The organism is Pseudomonas sp. LRF_L74 (assembly GCF_965644255.1).
In the GTDB taxonomy this organism is placed as follows: domain Bacteria; phylum Pseudomonadota; class Gammaproteobacteria; order Pseudomonadales; family Pseudomonadaceae; genus Aquipseudomonas.
The window spans coordinates 736,345-753,320 of the sequence record NZ_CBFFRH010000002.1 but is presented as its reverse complement, the minus strand read 5'-3'; the positions used below and the strand labels follow the sequence as shown (position 1 = coordinate 753,320).

The 16,976-nt window shown below is 61.6% G+C and carries 15 protein-coding genes, 1 tRNA gene and 1 pseudogene; 10 read left to right on the top strand and 7 right to left on the bottom strand.

Annotated elements, in window-relative coordinates; all coding sequences use genetic code 11:
• Positions 1–99: 99 nt before the first annotated feature.
• The 6 genes from ACSZPK_RS08325 to nikE are packed head-to-tail and all read left to right on the top strand — an operon-like array spanning position 100 to position 7,301.
• Complete coding sequence (locus tag ACSZPK_RS08325) at positions 100–1,161, top strand: ABC transporter substrate-binding protein (protein ID WP_437880955.1); 1,062 nt, start codon at positions 100–102, stop codon at positions 1,159–1,161.
• Positions 1,162–1,170: 9 nt separating this feature from the next.
• Positions 1,171–2,718, top strand: a complete 1,548-nt coding sequence (locus ACSZPK_RS08320) for an ABC transporter substrate-binding protein (protein WP_437880954.1) — start codon at positions 1,171–1,173, stop codon at positions 2,716–2,718.
• Between the two features lie 2 nt (positions 2,719–2,720).
• Complete coding sequence (locus ACSZPK_RS08315) at positions 2,721–3,899, top strand: MalY/PatB family protein (RefSeq protein WP_437880953.1); 1,179 nt, start codon at positions 2,721–2,723, stop codon at positions 3,897–3,899.
• A complete protein-coding gene (locus ACSZPK_RS08310; RefSeq protein WP_437880952.1) occupies positions 3,896–4,840 on the top strand; it encodes an ABC transporter permease in 945 nt (314 codons plus the stop codon). Before ACSZPK_RS08315 ends, ACSZPK_RS08310 begins: the two co-directional genes overlap by 4 nt.
• 8 nt (positions 4,841–4,848) lie before the next feature.
• A complete protein-coding gene (locus tag ACSZPK_RS08305; protein ID WP_437880951.1) occupies positions 4,849–5,682 on the top strand; it encodes an ABC transporter permease in 834 nt (277 codons plus the stop codon).
• Positions 5,679–7,301 carry a nickel ABC transporter ATP-binding protein NikE gene (gene nikE / locus ACSZPK_RS08300; RefSeq protein WP_437880950.1) on the top strand — a complete coding sequence of 541 codons (1,623 nt, stop codon included), beginning with the start codon at positions 5,679–5,681 and terminating at the stop codon, positions 7,299–7,301. The genes ACSZPK_RS08305 and nikE overlap by 4 nt, the downstream gene beginning before the upstream one ends.
• A 400-nt stretch (positions 7,302–7,701) precedes the next feature.
• Here nikE and aqpZ read toward each other — a convergent pair whose 3' ends face one another.
• Together aqpZ and ACSZPK_RS08290 are read right to left on the bottom strand one after the other, a co-directional pair.
• Complete coding sequence (aqpZ, locus tag ACSZPK_RS08295; RefSeq protein ID WP_437880949.1) at positions 7,702–8,400, bottom strand: aquaporin Z; 699 nt, start codon at positions 8,398–8,400, stop codon at positions 7,702–7,704.
• 444 nt (positions 8,401–8,844) lie between these two features.
• Positions 8,845–8,970, bottom strand: a pseudogene (locus ACSZPK_RS08290) (DUF4113 domain-containing protein); the annotation flags it as partial.
• Between the two features lie 107 nt (positions 8,971–9,077).
• Between ACSZPK_RS08290 and ACSZPK_RS08285 the strand changes: the two are divergent.
• The gene (locus ACSZPK_RS08285; RefSeq protein ID WP_437880948.1) at positions 9,078–10,046 is read left to right on the top strand and encodes a hypothetical protein; all 969 of its coding nucleotides are present in this window, start codon (positions 9,078–9,080) and stop codon (positions 10,044–10,046) included.
• A 29-nt stretch (positions 10,047–10,075) separates the two neighbouring features.
• On the opposite strand, the gene ACSZPK_RS08280 is transcribed toward ACSZPK_RS08285, so the two are convergent.
• The 5 genes from ACSZPK_RS08280 to ACSZPK_RS08260 all read right to left on the bottom strand — a co-directional run bounded on the left by ACSZPK_RS08280 (position 10,076) and on the right by ACSZPK_RS08260 (position 12,230).
• A complete protein-coding gene (locus ACSZPK_RS08280) occupies positions 10,076–10,336 on the bottom strand; it encodes a hypothetical protein (RefSeq protein WP_437880947.1) in 261 nt (86 codons plus the stop codon).
• A complete protein-coding gene (locus tag ACSZPK_RS08275; RefSeq protein WP_437880946.1) occupies positions 10,333–10,692 on the bottom strand; it encodes a hypothetical protein in 360 nt (119 codons plus the stop codon). The genes ACSZPK_RS08280 and ACSZPK_RS08275 overlap by 4 nt, the downstream gene beginning before the upstream one ends.
• A gap of 137 nt (positions 10,693–10,829) precedes the next feature.
• Positions 10,830–10,903, bottom strand: a tRNA-Cys gene (locus ACSZPK_RS08270).
• Positions 10,904–11,243: 340 nt separating this feature from the next.
• Positions 11,244–11,567 carry a YbaN family protein gene (locus tag ACSZPK_RS08265; RefSeq protein WP_437881019.1) on the bottom strand — a complete coding sequence of 108 codons (324 nt, stop codon included), beginning with the start codon at positions 11,565–11,567 and terminating at the stop codon, positions 11,244–11,246.
• Positions 11,568–11,639: 72 nt separating this feature from the next.
• A complete protein-coding gene (locus tag ACSZPK_RS08260; RefSeq protein ID WP_437880945.1) occupies positions 11,640–12,230 on the bottom strand; it encodes a biliverdin-producing heme oxygenase in 591 nt (196 codons plus the stop codon).
• A 339-nt stretch (positions 12,231–12,569) separates the two neighbouring features.
• Between ACSZPK_RS08260 and ACSZPK_RS08255 the strand changes: the two genes are divergently transcribed.
• The 3 genes from ACSZPK_RS08255 to ACSZPK_RS08245 all read left to right on the top strand — a co-directional run bounded on the left by ACSZPK_RS08255 (position 12,570) and on the right by ACSZPK_RS08245 (position 16,814).
• Entirely contained in the window at positions 12,570–13,133 is a 564-nt protein-coding gene (locus tag ACSZPK_RS08255; RefSeq protein WP_437880944.1) for an RNA polymerase sigma factor, read from the top strand.
• A gap of 98 nt (positions 13,134–13,231) precedes the next feature.
• The gene (locus tag ACSZPK_RS08250; RefSeq protein ID WP_437880943.1) at positions 13,232–14,146 is read left to right on the top strand and encodes a FecR family protein; all 915 of its coding nucleotides are present in this window, start codon (positions 13,232–13,234) and stop codon (positions 14,144–14,146) included.
• A gap of 97 nt (positions 14,147–14,243) precedes the next feature.
• Positions 14,244–16,814 carry a TonB-dependent receptor gene (locus ACSZPK_RS08245; protein WP_437880942.1) on the top strand — a complete coding sequence of 857 codons (2,571 nt, stop codon included), beginning with the start codon at positions 14,244–14,246 and terminating at the stop codon, positions 16,812–16,814.
• The last annotated feature ends 162 nt before the right edge of the window (positions 16,815–16,976 follow it).

Sequence of the window (16,976 nt, the reverse complement as noted above, 5' to 3'; positions counted from 1 at the left end):
TGCGCATCGACGGGCATGCTCTGCGCGATTTCATTGTTGACACTCTCAACAGATACGTTGATCCTGTCAACGAATTTTTCGCAGGATGTCTTCGCCATCATGATCCAGCCAGCGCTCCCCGATACCCTCTGGTACACCCGCTGCCCAGTGCCCTCGGCGCTGAGCATCGCCCTGCATCTCGGCTGGCTGGAGGAGACGTTCGCCGAGGTTGGGGTACAGGTTCGCTCCCTCGCATCGTCGAGCGAAAAAGCCACGCGCCAGGCGCACTTCGACTACAGCCAGCCCGCACTCTTTCGCCATGGCGGCAATGGCCCGCCATTGATGCAGCTCGCCAAGGGCAGCGACATCCGCATCATCGGCTGCTCCAGCCACCGCTCCTGGCGGCCGATCCTGAGCCTGCCCGAATCGGCGATCCGCGGCCCCGCCGACCTGCGTGGCAAGCGCCTGGGCATGCCCTTTCGCGACAGCGACAGCACCGACTTCTGGCGTGCCGCCGCACTGCGCGGTCGCGAAGGCCTGCTGGCAGTCGCCGGCCTCGGCGAGCAGGACGTCGAATCCACCCCGGTGCGTACCAACCGCTCGTTCATGGACGGCTCCAGCACCTCGAAGGCAGCGCGGGCAAGCCTCTGGGACGCCACCTACATGCTCGGTCACCAGCGCGAAGAAGCCTTCGCCCTGATCCGTGGCGAAGTCGATGCCTTCTACAGCCACGGCGCCATGGCCGCGCTGGTCAGCGGTTTTCTCGGCGCCCACGAGGTGGTCGACCTGGGCCAGCCGGGCAGCCCCATCGAAGCCAACAACGACACCCCGTTGCTATTGACCGTCAGCGGCGAACTGCTGGATCGCCATCCCGAACGGGTGACGCGCTGGCTGGTCCAGGTGCTGCGTGCCGTCGACTGGGCACGCGAGCACCAGCAGGCGGCCCGGGCGTTCATCGCACAGGATGCCGGCCTGATGCCGGAATTGGTCGAACGCGCCTACTCGGAGCGGATCATCGACCAGCTCGGCATCGATCTTTCCACACGCCACGTCGATCTGCTGGCCGCGCAGCATGACCACCTGCTACAACATGGCTTTCTCGGCGCAGCGGTCGATCTGCAACGCGCCATCGACCCCGCGCCACTCGCCGCCGCCCAGGCGCAACTCAATCGGACAGCTTGAATTCCTACCATGGCAAAACGCTCCCCGTTCCAAGGCTCCGGCATGTTTCGCCGGGACTTCCTGCGCAATTCGGCCAGCCTGGGCCTGGTCGCGCTGCTGCCAATGCCCTTGTTCGCCGGGACAACCGCCGGCAAGCGTGGCGGCGTGCTGCGCATGGCCTTCGCCAACGCTCCCGACAACCTGGACCCGCAGGCGACCGCGAGCATCTCCACCCTGCAATATGCCGTGGCGGTCTACGAAGCGCTGACCGTACTCGACGAGCAGAACCAAGCGCAGCCGCAATTGGCGCTGTCCTGGGCCGCCGAGCAGGAGGGTCGCGAATGGGTCTTGCAGTTGCGCCAGGGCGTGCGCTTCCACGATGGCCAGCCTTTCACCGCCAAGGATGTGGTCGCCAGCGTCGAACGCGCCCATGACAGCAAGCGCGGCCTCAGTGCCCAGGGCGTATTCGGCCCGCTGCTGCAGGTCATCGCGGAGCACGACCACCAGGTGCGCTTTCGACTCAGCCAGCCGTTCGCCGAGTTTCCCGTACAGTTGGCCCATCGCTGGGCCCGCATCCTGCCCGCGCACAATCTGGAGAACCTGCAGGACAAGCCGATCGGCACCGGCCCGTTCGTGTTCCAGGACTTCCAGCCCGGCAGCTCGTTGAGCCTGACGCGCAACGAAAGCCACTGGAGCGAATCCAAGGCCTACCTCGACGGCGTGAAGATCGTCGCCATCGGTGATGCGGTCGCCCAGCAGGCCGCTCTGCGCTCCGGCGTGATCGACTGCATCACGCAGATTTCACCGGAAACCTTCTTCGCCCTGCGCAGCGCGCGTGGCATCCAGGCCTATTCGGTGGCCTCCAAGGCATTCCAGCAGGTGACGCTCAATGCCGGCATCGCGCCATTCGACAATCCGACCCTGCGCGAAGCCTTCAAATACCTGCTCGACCGCAACTTCCTGCTGGCTTCGGCGCTGCTCGGCCAGGGCCAGGTCGGCAACGACATTCCCATGCCGGCCGGCAGCGCCCTGCCCGCGCTGCCAGCGCACGGCCGCGACCTGGACAAGGCTCGCGCGCTGTACCAGGCCTCGGGGGTCGGTCCGCTCGAGCTGAGCATCTATACCTGCAGCGAGCGCCCACCGCTGCCCAAGATCGCCCTGGCGCTGTCACAGGCCGCCGGGCAGATCGGCATCCGGCTGAATATCGTCGACGTACCGTTCAGCGAGTACATCAGCAAGGTAGTGCGCAAGCAGGCGATCTACACCAGCAACTGGTCGGCCGGGGCAACCCTCTATGAAAACCTCTACCTCAACTACCACAGCAAATCGCGCTTGAACTACAGCGGCGTGGAAGTGCTGCCGGGGCTGGACGCGCAACTCGATGACCTGCTGGGCGAGGCCGACCCGCAGGCGCGCCAGGGCAAACTGGAAAAACTGCTGCCGGAACTGCATGCCAAGGGTGATCGGCTGATTCCCTACTTCCGCAACCAGATGGGCGCCACCCGTGACTCGGTGCGGGGCTTCGCGCCGCCCGCCTACGACGTCATCGACCTGGCCAAGATCTGGCTGGACACTTGAGCATGTCGCCCATGGCCGCTACGCAACTGCAACTGTCGCCGGTATCGCAGGCACGCCGGGTGAATCTCAAATGGTCACGGTTCGCCGATGACGTCATCCCGGCCTGGGTCGCAGAATCCGACCTGGGACCCGGCCCCGCCGCGCTCGACCTGCTCAGGCAACGCGTGGATGAAGCGAACCTGGGTTACGACGCCGATGAGGAGCGTCTCGGCGCCTTGCTCGGCGATGCGTTGTCCAGCCATCTGCAGCGACGTTACGACTGGGCCTTGCCGGCCGCTCACATCCGCCCGCTCAACGACATTGGCCAGGGCATCGTCGCCGCACTGTGCGCCTACACCGAGCCGGGCGACGGCATCGTGGTGCAGACCCCCAGCTACCCGCGCTTCAGAAAACTGATCGAAAGCTGTGGCCGGCGCTTCGTCGCCAACCCGCTGCGCCGCGGGCCCGAAGGTTACCAACTGGATCTTGAGCACCTGGCCGACTGCCTTGCCCAGGGTGCGCGCGCCATCGTCCTGTGCAATCCGCACAATCCGACCGGACGGGTCTTTAGCGTCGACGAGTTGCGGGCCATTGCCGCGCAGGCCGAACAGCATGGGGCCTACCTCATCGTCGACGAGGTGCATGCCGACCTGGTGTTCGACGGCCAGCACGTACCGCTGGCGAGCCTGCAGGCCAGCGAGCGTGTCGTCACCCTCGCCTCGACCTCCAAGAGCTTCAACCTGCAGGCACTGCGTTGCGCGGCCATCGCCTTCGGCAGTGAAGAACTGCTGCGGCGCTTCGACCAGAAAATTCCTGCGGCCTTGCTCGGCAGCCCCAGCCCGATTGGCATAAAGGCCAGCGCAGCCTGCTGGGCCCACGGCGACGCCTACCTGCACGCCCTGCTGGAGCACCTGCGCAACCAGCGTGACCGCATCACCCGCTTCTTCCAGCGGCAACAGCCCCGTGTCGGCTTCGCCAGCCCCCAGGCCACCTACCTGTACTGGCTGGACTTCTCAGACTTCGACCTGCCGCAGGACGCCGCCAGCTACCTGCTCGCCAATGCCAGGGTCGCCCTCAGCGCGGGCCAGCATTTCTCGGCGGATGCCTCGGCCTTCGCCCGGCTCAACTTTGCCACTTCGACGACCTTGCTGGACGAACTGCTCGAACGTATCGGCGCCGCCCTGGCCGGGAGCGGTCGATGATCATCGGATTCATCCTGCGTCGCTCGGCATTCCTGCTGCTCAACCTGTTGCTGGTCTCGATCCTGATCTTCCTGATCGTCAACGTACTGCCGGGCGACATCGCGCGCATGATCCTCGGCGAACACGCCAGCGACGCCGAGGTTGCCCAGTTGCGCGAAACCCTGGGACTCAACCTGCCCCTGCTGGCGCGTTACCTCGACTGGCTGGGCGACCTGCTGCACGGCGACCTTGGCCAGTCACTCAGCCTGCATCGCCCGGTGGCCGAACTGATTCATGGACGCCTGCTCAATTCCCTGATTCTCGCCGGCCTGGCACTGGCCATGGCGGTGCCGCTGGCCCTGCTGCTCGCCAGCGTGGCGGCCAACCGGCCGGGACGCCTGGCAGACCGGCTGATCAGCCGCACCACCACCCTGTTCTTCTCGCTGCCGGAATACGTGATCGCGATCCTGCTGACCCTGATCTTCAGTCTCTGGCTGGATGTACTGCCCGGTTCGAGCCTGATGGACGCCAATGCGTCGCCGTTGAGCGATCCGCTCGCACTGGTCCTGCCGGTGCTCGCCACCTGCCTGCCGATGCTCGCCTACCTGGTACAGATCACCCGCGCGGGCCTCATCGATATCCTGCATAGCGAATACGTACGCACGGCAACCCTCAAGGGCCTGTCTCGGCGCACGGTGATCATTCGCCATGCCCTGCCCAATGCGCTGCCACCGACGGTCACCGAGATGGGCCTGAACTTCGGCTACCTGCTGTCCGGGCTGGTGCTGATCGAAACCATCTTCTCCTACGCCGGCATCGGCCAGCTCACCGTTCTGGCCATCAACAACCGCGACCTGCCATTGATCCAGGGCTGCGTGCTGGTCAGCGCCTTCGCCTACAGCGCGGCCAACCTGCTCGCCGACGTCGTCGCCCTGCTGCTGACGCCGCGCGTGCGTAACTGATCCAGCTCATGTCTTTTTTGGTTGCCCAGCACATGCCTCGCCTCAATCGCTCGCTGTATTTCGTCATGCTCGCCGTGTTGCTGATCCTGATCGCCCCCGAGCTGGCACCCTATTCGTCGGAGCAGTTCGACGCCACGGCAGTGCTGTCCCCGCCATCCTGGAGCCATCCGTTCGGTACCGATGAGTACGGCCGCGATGTCCTCAGCCGAGTGCTGGAAGGTACTCGTCCAACCCTGTTGCCAGCGCTGCTCAGCGCCCTCATCGCGGTTGCCGCCGGCACCCTGACCGGCCTGCTGGCTGGCTATTGGGGCGGCTGGCGCGACGAGTTGGTCATGCGTAGCCTCGACGTGCTGATTTCGCTGCCAGGACTGATCCTGGCCATGCTGGTGGTCGCCGTGGCCGGCGGCCAGTTGTCCACCGCCGTGGCGGCAATCGCCCTGGTATTCTGGCCGCGCTCTGCCCGCCTGATCCGTAGCGCGGTGGTGGAGCTCGCTCAGCGCGACTTCATCCTCGCCTGTCGCATCCGCCAGGAACGCACCACCTACGTCCTGCTTCACGAGCTGCTGCCCAACCTGTGGCCAATCGTGGTGGTCGACCTGGCGCTGCGCATCGCCTATGCCATCCTCATCGCGGCCTCGCTGAGCTACCTGGGGCTGGGCGTGCACCCGCCGACCCCGGCCTGGGGCCTGATGGTCAAGGAAGGCCAGCAATTCATCCAGTTCGCCCCCTGGCTGGTGATATTTCCATGCGCCGCCATCTCCCTCGTGTCGCTGCTGACCCTGGGCTTCGGTGAGCGCCTGCGGCGAATCCTGTCCATCCACGCTTCGGGGACACATCGATGAGCAAGCAAGCTGTCGCAGTTCTCGACATCCGCGACCTGACCGTGGTCTACCGGGACCGGCAACCACCGGCCATCGCCGACCTTTCCCTGAGCATCGCGGCTGGTGAGTCCTACGGGCTGATCGGCGAGTCGGGTTCGGGAAAATCGACCACGGCCTCGGCGATCCTGCGCAACCTGGGCGAGGGTCGGGTGATACGGGGCCAAGTCAACTTCGAAGGCGGCGACCTGGCGCTGCTCGCCGAAGGGCAAATGCAGGCACTGCTGGGCAATCGCATCGCCTATGTCCCGCAAAACGCCTTGAGTGCGCTGAATCCCTCCATGCCTGTCGGCCGCCAGATCGGCGAGGTGCTGCGACGCCATACCGACATGGATACTGCCGCTATCGGCAGACGGGTCGTGCAACTGCTCGAACAGGTCGAACTGCCCGATCCGCACCTCCTGGCCAGGCGCTATCCCCACCAGTTGTCCGGTGGTCAACAGCAGCGCGCACTGATCGCCATGGCCCTGGCCTGCACCCCTCGCCTGCTGATCATGGACGAGCCCACCACCGGGCTCGATGCCGACACCACGGTAAAGCTGATCCAGCTGATCGAGCGGCTACGCCAGGAGACCCACTGCGCGATCCTCCTGATCAGCCACGACCTGGGCATCGTTTCACGTCTCTGTTCACGGGTCGGTGTACTCCTGGCCGGGCGCCTGGTGGAAGAAGGCAGCGTCAGCGAAATTCTGCAGCGACCCCAGCACGCTTATACCCGGCGCCTGCTCGATGCCATTCCGCAGTTGCTCGAAGACGCCAGAGCAAAACCACATCGCCCGGCCAGTGACAGGCCGGCCATGCTGACAATCGACGGACTGGACAAGACCTTCAGGCAGTGGCACATGCCACTGCGCATCCAGCACAAACATGCACTGTCCAAGGTCGCGTTGCAGGTGCGCTCCGGCGAAATCGTTGCCATAGTCGGCGAAAGCGGCTCGGGCAAGTCCACCCTGGCCCGCTGCATCATGGGCATGCTCGCCCCCAATAGCGGCACCCTCAAACTGGACGGCGAACCTCTCGCCGGGCTCGCCGCGCACCGCCCCGCTCAACGGCAGCGACTGCTGCAGATGGTGTTCCAGAACCCCGGCAGCTCGCTCAACCCCCATCACGACGTACGCCGGATCATTGCCCGCCCACTGCTGCAAGCAGGCGAAACCGATGCAGGCAGGATCGACGAGCGTGTGCACCTGGCACTCGCCCAAGTGCAACTCACGGAGCAACACCTGGCGCGCCTGCCGCATCAGCTATCGGGCGGCGAGAAGCAGAGAGTGAGCCTCGCTCGAGCATTGATCTGCGACCCCGAACTCCTGGTCTGCGACGAGCCGACATCGGCACTCGACGTATCCGTGCAGGCCTCGGTGCTGGAAACGCTGCTGGCACTCAAAGAGCAGCGCCAGATGGGCATCCTGTTCATATCCCACGATCTTGCCGTGGTGCAGAAAATCGCCGATCAGGTTCTGGTAATGCAAGACGGCAAAGTCGTCGAGTCAGGCTCTGCCGATCAAGTGCTGACTCGGCCTCGACATCACTACAGCCAAAGCCTGATCAAGGCGAGCCACCTGAAATCCTTCAAAATGCTGTGAAGGGGTTTTCTGAGGACAATAAAAACCCCGCAGGCGCTAACCTGCGGGGTTTTCCAATATGGAGGTCGATGTCGGAATCGAACCAGCGTACACGAATTTGCAATCCGCCATTTAAAATCAAACACTTCGCGGGTTCGAATGCTCTGCGCGTCCCATTACTCAGTCGAAACTATGCCGGCTCTACCCCGCGTCATATCTAGGTTCTGTACGAAAAGTCGTCGAGCGAAGGTCAGGCGAGGCAAAAACGGGTGAGGAAGCGGAGTTTACGCGTTGTAAATGAGCATTCCGAACCCGTTTTTAACGAAGCATCACCGAGCGCAGGCACTTTTCGTACATAATCTAGGGCCTACCCTCCAGTTCTGGAACTGTTTTTCAGGCCCCCAATACCCTCTCAGAGGCCTCAGTCCTCCGACAGCAATATCTTGTACAGCAACGCACCGATTATCGCGCCAGCGATTGGTGCAAGCCAGAACAGCCAGAGTTCGGATATGGCATAGCTGGGGCCGAACAATGCCGGCCCCGTGCTGCGAGCAGGATTCACAGAGGTATTGGTCACGGGGATCGAGATTAGATGAATCAGCGTGAGACAAAGCCCGATCGTCAAGCCCGCAAAGCCAGCTGATGCCCGCTTTGCTGTAGCGCCGAGAATGACAATCAAGAAGACAGCCGTTAGAACGACTTCGCACAACGCGGCAGCGAACAAACCATACTGGCCCGGCGAATTTACGCCGTAGCCGTTGGTGGCGAAGCCGCCGATATCTGCCCCAGGCTTACCGGTGGCAATCAGATAGATCACTCCTGCGGCTGCGATGGCGCCGATCACTTGGGCGATGATATAGCCGGGTAGCAGGGCGGGTTTGAAGCGCCCTGCTACCGCTAGGCCAACTGACACCGCTGGATTGAAGTGCCCCCCTGAAATCGGCCCCAATGCATAGGCCCCGGTCAACACTGTCAGGCCAAAGGCTAGCGAGACTCCCACAAAGCCAATACCGACATCAGGAAAGCCCGCCGCGAGCACGGCGCTGCCGCATCCACCTAGAACCAGCCAGAATGTGCCTATGAACTCGGCAGCTAGTTTCTTCGAAGTATCGTGTTCCATGATTTCCTCGTTCTGCGTAGTTGCAATGACTCGATGGCAGGCAGCCCGCCACTCAGTTAAGTTTCACGAACGCGGCTGTACTCTATCGACATGCCTCATTCGCCGCCAGCAACTCGCGTTCGTAGCCCATCCGTCGGCGGCGATTAGCAAGCAGCCACCCTCGTCTGTTGACCTCCTTCTGGTAGCCAGCCGCTTAGGCTTCGCGATGTTATTCGCGCCCTGAGCCCAGTTGTCTTTACGGATAGGAGGAACAGGCAGTGCGACAGGATCTGGTCATTGGTGATGGTCAGAGTCTGCTGCGGGCCGCCGCGTGATGCGAACCCCGGACGGCCACGTCACTGTCCGCTATAGGCCGCTAAATACCGAAGTAGCGGCGATACCCAAAGGCCCATGGCGGACAGACTAGGACCGGCTTTGGTCCAAAATGGGTCCAAGCCATCGTGCTCAGTTGCCAACCCTCCACAGCTGGTCGATTCGAGTCGTGAAGCTCTGGCTCATCATCTCCCTTCTCATGCCCCATGCCGGCTGAACCGGAATCCCTCCCGGGCGAAGCGTCCCCCTGCCCCACCGAGGGCTGGAGTATAGCCAGAGGCCTCTCCACTTTTCGCCTACACTCATTCATTCGCTGACCAACCTATCGCCACCTCAACAAGGAAAGCTCTGACGAGGAGCGTCAAATGAATACAAAGAAAATTTTCATAATAATATTTGCTGGCGAGGGAAAGGATCTATCACAAAGTGCAATGGGATTCATGTACAAGTACATGATGAAACCAGAGACTGAATATATAGCAATAGCAAGAGCCTCCACACCAGACACTCTAATTCCCGTAGCGATTTGGGACAAAGTCAGTGGAAAAATCCACCACACAATCAAAAAAGGACCTAACGAAACAGAAGAGCGTGAGAGTCAGGTTTTAAAGATAAGAGAAGATAATGAAATCGCACTAGGAGACGAAAAAAATATAAAAAAATACCGTAGAATTCATGAAAATACCGCCATTATCGTTTCTCATGGATCAGGCTTCACAATGGCCGGAATGATGCCAGAGGAAACAGCAAAATTTCTTGTCGACATGAAAGAAAAACAACAACTACCACTCTTCACCAAGATAGTTCTAGACGTATGTCACTCCGGAACTCACTATGACCCATTTCATGCTCCCCAAGGTACTTATAATCCGTGGACACAGAGAGATGGTAACGACAAAAAACGACAGAACATAATCGAAAATCTTAAAAAAGTAGGTGATAGAAAGTCAAAAAATGAACTTAAAAAATTCAATAAGCCTGGCACCCATAGTATCTACGACGACACTGAGTACGGAAGCGTTATTCATAACAACTCAGCACAGGAAGAAATAGAGTTCAGCCTTGCCTTTCGATTTCTAAACGTATACGCACGAACAGCAGGAGATAATAATATATTAATTGCGGGATATGCAGGAGTAGTAACCGCCGCTCACCCCGACAAAGAAAACGCCAGCTTAGGCGGAGTAATCGATAGCGGTAGAAAAGTAACAGAGAACGATGGACGGCCAATGAGCGAGCAGAGATCAGAACTTAAAAGATCATATATATTTAAATACGCCGATAAAAAAATAACCGCACTTTCTGAACTAGCAGATTGGACTGACCGTATATAAAAGAGTACGCGCGATGTGCTGCATCCGGCCTAATGACATGCTTCATTTGCTTGCTGCAACTCCCGCTCGTATCCGATTCGCTGGCGGCGCTCAGCGAGCAACGCCCTCGCCTTCACCTCAAGACTGTCGGTCTTCTTCAGGCCGGCGGCCGCCCAAGGCGGCACCGCTATTCCCTTAGTCCGGTATGGCACAGCCACCGGCACCTCTACGCACACAATGCGTGGCTCAGGCTCTTCAACTGCCTGGCCAGCGCACCCCGCCAGCGCCGCGAACATCGACACCAGCCTCATAGCCCCAACTCCCGATCAATCACGCTCTCGGCCGCGGCGCATGCATCGCCGCCGGTCCGGTAGTCAGCCTCAGACTCAGTTCGTGCCAGGGCCTGGGCTTTCTCGGCCTGGGCTGCCCGCGACTGCTCAGCGGCACGCAGACCCGCCAGGGCGGCGTTCTGCTCCCCAACCTGGACCAGCAAGGTCGAACGAGTCTCCCGACAGGCGACCAGCTTGTCGTTCGTCTCCTGCTGCTTGCCCTGCAACTGCGACAGATCGCCCTGCAAATCGACGACGCGGACCTGCTGGCCACCGCCGATCAGCACAAGGGCGAGCAGCCACCAGAACCAGGTCGGTACAGCACTCGCCCAGCTCATGGTTTCACCAAGAACAACGCCCGCTCAGCGTTGCGGCGTCGGGTCAGCCCTGCCAGCACCTTGCCGCCTGCCTTGAATTCACTTTCTCGAGGGCAATAAAAAACCCCGCAGGCGTTAACCTGCGGGGCTTTCGAATATGGAGGCCGATGTCGGAATCGAACCGGCGTACACGGATTTGCAATCCGCTGCATAACCACTCTGCCAACCGGCCTCAAATGAAGACGCCGCATAATGCGGCGTCTTCGTCAAACTGGAGCGAGACTATAATCTATACATCAACTCCTTGATTTACAAAGAGTTTTTGATCCCGCTTCACAGGATGGACGAGATTTTGGACTAAGTTCGGCCTGATGGCAAGGCCCGTACCGATTTTTTTTCATACACCTCCATATACAGCCACCACCATCGCAATGATTCAATGGCGAACGAGCCGTGCTCTGAATGGCACGCCGTGTCAACGCTCTTCCTCCATAATCGCGCCTGCTGACGCGGCCTTACCGCTACCGCAGCCTCACAGAGTTGCGCTCACGCACAATGCACGCACGGCTCACCTACCCGGCCTTCGGATTCTCTGGCCGCGACCAGATGAACAGCGCCCCGCACCCTATGCCCGCCGCGGCAAACAGCACCGAGGGCATATGGTTGACCGTCAGCAGCAGGACACTCAGCGCCAGCAGCATGGCCAGGCTGGCCACCCACTTGGTGCGCCGGGCGATCAGGCCGCCGTTCTTCCAGTCACGCAGCAGCGGGCCGAACAGGCGGTGATTCTCCAGCCAGGCGGCCAACCACGGCGAGCTGCGCGAGGCAGCCCAAGCCGCGAGCAGAACGAATTCGGTGGTGGGCAGCCCCGGCAGTATCACCCCGAGCATGGCCATGCCGATGCTCAGTAGGCCACCAGCAGCCACAGCCAGCGCTGCCAGGCTGAATGCCTCCGCGTGGTTTCAGCTTCAGGCAAAGCAGCGTTGCAGATGCACGGAGAAACGCTCGAAAGCGGCAATTGCCGCGGCCTCGGCCAGACGTTCCTGCTCGGCATCCAGCTCGACGCGATCGAGCACGGCAGTGAAGGCTTTCCAGCCCTGCGCGCGACCGCCTTCCGGCTCACCCAGGTGGCGTGCGCCGAAGGTCTCGCTCAATCCCAGCGCCGGCATGCGCTTGAGTAGGAAGGCCGCTCCTAGCTTGGAACCCTCAGAGACGAACAGCCAGGCCAGCGCCTCGCCCAGCCCCATGCTCCGATCACGGATGCTGTCGTCGCTCTCAGGTAGCGCACGCTGCAGATCGACCAAGTCCAGCACAGCCTGCTCGACACGACAACGTTGCGGCAGATCAGGGATCAGCTTGATCAGTTCGGGATCGTTGTAGAGTTTTTCCAGGTCGTACTGGAACAGATACTGGGCCGCCACGAAGTGGGCAAACCGCTGCGTACTGGCGAAGGGGTCGTGACTCTTGACCAGATTGTCGAGACGGCTGTGCGGCTCGTGGGTGATCTGGTTCAGGCGCTGCGAACGCAGCGGATGGGACAGTTGCGAAGAGGCGGTCATGGAAAGCTCGCTGAAAACCGGCATGGAATAAGGCAGTCCTGCTCCCCCGCAGCGCTCGGTGAAGCATGCAGGGTATTCGACCACCACTGCCTTATAGAGACGAACGAACCTGCCAAGCTCCGTAAAAATAGCGCCACGCCCTGTAGGAGCGACTTCAGCCGCGAATTTCGCGGATAAAGTGTAATGCCGCCCGTCCGCTCCTACAGCGGCATGCAGCCGCTAACACAGACATAGCCAATAAATTCGCTCCGCCCCCTGCTCCGCTCTTTCGTGACATTTGAACCCATAGCGCGATCGTCCTGCCATGTCACACAGCACCAGTAGTCCGGCTTATTAAAAATGATTATTATTAGCTACGTAGTCGGCGAACCGGGCTTGCCAGTGACCATTTCCAATCTAGACAGCGTTTTCCTCAGCCAGCGCACTCCGCTGCTGCGCACGCTGGTGAAAATCGTGAAGAACGCCAGCATCGCCGAGGAGCTGGTACAGGAAACATACCTGCGGGTTGCCCGTAGTCTGCGCGAGAAACCGGTCGATCACCTCGAACCCTTTCTGTTCCAGACAGGCCGCAACTTGGCGCTCGACCATCTGCGCCGCGAGCGCATGCAGTCGCGCACCATGCTCGACGACGTGCCGGACGAAATCATGCAAGCCGTCCCCGCCCCGGGCTCCTCCAGCGAGGACAGCCTGCACGCCGAACGTCTCCTGCAACGCTTGGGCAGCGCGCTGGAGCAATTGAGCGAGCGTCAGCAACGCATCTTCATCCTCAGCCGCTTGCATGGCCTGGGCTATGCAGAGATCGCCGCCGAGCTTGGCGTATCGCCCAGCACGGTGCAGAAAGAGCTCAAGCTGATCATGGCGCTGTGCATGACATTGCTCGAGCGTTTGACTCCGTCGACATGAGCGACTATCGCTTACCTCCGCGTTCGGCCAGAATGTCGCCCCCGGTTTTCGAGAACAGCCCGATGCACCAGCAGCAGGGATCACCCACAGACAGCGACATGCCTTTGAGCCAGGCGCTGGACTGGCTGCTCCTGCTGGAAAACGCCGACGACGACTGCCGGGTACGCTTTGCCGCATGGCTGGCCGCCTCGCCAGCCAATGCCGAGGCCTTCGAGCGCGCCCAGCGCTGCTGGCAATCGCCCGTCCTGGTGAGCGCTGCGACACGCCTGGAGCAAAGCCAGCAACAGACGCCCAGGCGACCAAAGCGCATGGGCAGGAGCCTGGCAATTGCCGCGTCGTTGCTGCTGATGGTCGGCGTCACCTTGCAAAGCGACCTGTTACTGCGTCTGCGCGCCGATCATGTCACCGCAGTGGGCCAGCGCCAGAGTCTGGATCTGGCCGACGGTTCACACGTACTGCTCAACACCGGCAGCGCATTCTCCAGCCAGATCGACGAACGCCAGCGAGTCACGCAGTTGCTGCGCGGCGAAGCCTACTTCGACATCGCCAAGGACAGCAGCCGCCCCTTCCAGGTCAATGCCGGCCCTATCCTCATCTCGGTACGCGGCACCGCGTTCTCCGTACGCTATCTCGGCGATACCGTCGAAGTCAGCGTCGCGCGCGGCGAAATAGAAGTCCATGCACGCGGCAACGACACACGCATCTACCTGGCCAGCGGCGACAGCATCCGTGTCAGCCCGGACGGTGTCGGCAATCGCACCCACGGCAGCACAGCCAGCCAGCTTGCCTGGGTTCAGGGCCGTCTGATCTTCGATGACCGCCCCCTGCACGAAGTGCTGGACGAACTGCGGCGCTACTACCCCGGCTGGATCATCAACGGCAATTCCCGCCTGGATAACCTGCGCATCACCGGCAACTATCGCCTGAGCGAACCCACCGACATCATGCGCTCCCTGGCGCAGGTGACCTCGGCCCAGCTCCACGAGTACCCATCGCTGCTGATTCTCAACTGAGGAAAACAATTTTTACGCTCATCAGGGGCTCGTTCGTCCCGTCATAACAATGCAAACAATTCGCATTAACTGACGAACACCAACAGAGAGTCCATCGATGCCCCTTCACACCCGACGCCTGAGTTCCCTGCGGCTGTCCAACGCCAGCCTGTCCTTGCTGGCGCTCTCCATTTCCTGCGCAAGCCTGCCGCTGGCCCATGCCAGTGACGTCTCGCCCATCGCCGAGCAACAGAGCCAGGGCGGTTATCGCTTCGCCATCGAGCGCCAGCCGCTGGTCTCCGCGCTCAACGCCTTCAGCGAAGTCACCGGCTGGCAGGTCGGCCTGCCAGCGCAACTGGCCAACGGCATCGAATCGCCGGGTACCAGCGGCCGTCTGTCGCCGGAGTTGGCCCTGGCACGCCTGCTCGAAGGCACCGGCCTGAGCTACCGCAACGTCGGTGAGCACAGCGTGGTGCTGGTCAAAAACCCTGCGCAATCGCTCGCACTACAGCCCTTGACGGTCACCGCCACACGCCGGGAACAGAGCGTGGACGCAGTACCCGTTTCGGTCAGCGTACACGACCGCACCACCCTCGACCGCAACAACGTCAACACCATCAAGGAGCTGGTGCGCTTTGAGCCCGGCGTTTCCGTCGGCGGCACTGGCCAGCGCGCCGGCATCACCGGCTACAACATCCGCGGTATCGATAGCGACCGCGTTCTGACCCAGGTCGACGGCGTCGAAATTCCGGCCAGTTTCTTCTATGGCCCCTACGCCCAGACCCACCGCAATTACGTCGACCCAGAGATCGTCAAGCGCGTGGAAATACTTCGCGGCCCGGCGTCGGCGCTGTACGGCAGCAACGCCATCGGTGGCGCGGTCAGCTACTTCACCCTGGATGCGGACGACATCATCAAGCAAGGCCGCGACACCGGCGCACGCCTGAAGACCGGCTACAGCTCGGCCGACGACAGTTGGCTGACCTCCGCCACCGTCGCCGGCCGCTACCAGGACTTCGACGCCCTGCTGCACCTGTCCCAGCGCAACGGCCACGAGACCGAGTCCTACGGCAGCAGTGGCGGTACCGGCCTGGGCCGTACCGAAGCCAACCCGGAAGACGCGCGCACCACCAACGTCCTCGCCAAGCTGGGCTGGAACTACAACGATACGGATCGCCTGCAACTGACCTACGAGAAATACAAGAGCGACATCGACACCAACCAGCTCAGCGCGGTAGGCGGCCCGTTCAATGCCGGCAGCGGTTTCGGCTACTACCAGGGGCGCGAAGGCAACGACACCGTCACCCGCGAGCGCTTCGGCCTGGAACACAGCCTGGCCCTGGACAGCCTGCTGGCCGACAACCTGAAGTGGAGCCTGAACTACCAGATCGCCAAGACCAACCAGAGCACCACGGACCACTACGTACCGACCAACTTCTTCACCGGTGTCGCGACTCGCGACGTGATGCGTTATCGCAATACCTACTACAAGGATCGCCAGTGGGTGATCGACGCCCAACTGGACAAGGCCTTCGCCCTCGGCGACACCGATCATCTGCTGACCTACGGCCTCAATCTCAAGCAGCAGAAGATCACCGGCCTGCGTACCGGCTACTGCGTGGCCAACTCAGGCACCTGCGCATCCAGCGACGGCCTGACCACCGTGAGCGACTTCCCCGATCCGACCGTCGACGTCTACGGCCTGTTCGTCCAAGACGAAATCCGCTGGAACCAATGGACCTTTCTGCCTGGCCTGCGCTACGACTACACGCGCCTCGATCCGCAGCTGACCGACGAATTCCTCGCCGGCATCACCGCCAGCGGCGTCACCGAATACAGCGACGAGGCCAAGACCTGGCACCGTGTCTCGCCCAAGCTCGGCGTCACCTACACCTTCGATGACCACTACACCTGGTTCGGCCAGTACGCCGAGGGCTTCCGCACGCCGAGCGCCAAGGCACTGTATGGCCGCTTCGAGAACCTGGCCGGCGGCTACACCGTCGAACCCAACCCGGACCTCGACCCGGAGAAAAGCCGCGGCGTGGAAACAGGTCTGCGCGGGCAGTTCGACAGCGGCAGCTTCGACGTGGCGCTGTTCTACACCCGTTACCAGGACTTCATCGACGAGAATGCCCTGACCGCCGGCTATAGCACCACCACCTTCCAGAGCCAGAATATCGACCGCGCCAGCATTCGCGGCGTGGAGCTCAAGGGTCGCCTGAACCTGGACAGCTTCGGCGCCCTGCCGGGCCTCTACGTCCAGGGCTCCATTGCCTATGCGCGCGGTCGCAACGACGACACCGGCGAGCCGCTGAACAGCGTCAACCCACTGACCGGCGTGTTCGGTCTGGGCTACTCGCAGGAGCGCTTCGGCGGTCTGCTGAACTGGACGCTGGTCAAACGCAAGACGCGTATCGACACCAGCGCCTTCAACGCCCCGGACGGAACCAGTAGCCAGTTTGCCACCCCAGGCTTCGGCATCCTCGACCTGACCGGCTACTACAAACTGACCGACGACCTCACCGTCAACGCCGGCCTGTACAACCTGACCGACAAGAAATACTGGCTGTGGGACGACGTGCGCGGCTACGACAGTGCTGGTGAAGCCGGTGTGCTCTATCCCGCCAACCTCGACCGCCTGACCCAGCCGGGTCGCAACTTCTCGATCAACCTGGTCTGGAATATCTAGAAGCTGTTCACGATCTCGTGGAGACACGATGTAGGAGCGGCCTCAGTCGCGAATTTCGCGGATAAATCCGCTCCTGCAAGCGTTCATCAGCCAGCACGTATAACGTCAACAAACCCTGTTTGGCTGATTGCCTGCTGTGACAGTGGAACAACATAAGGCGGA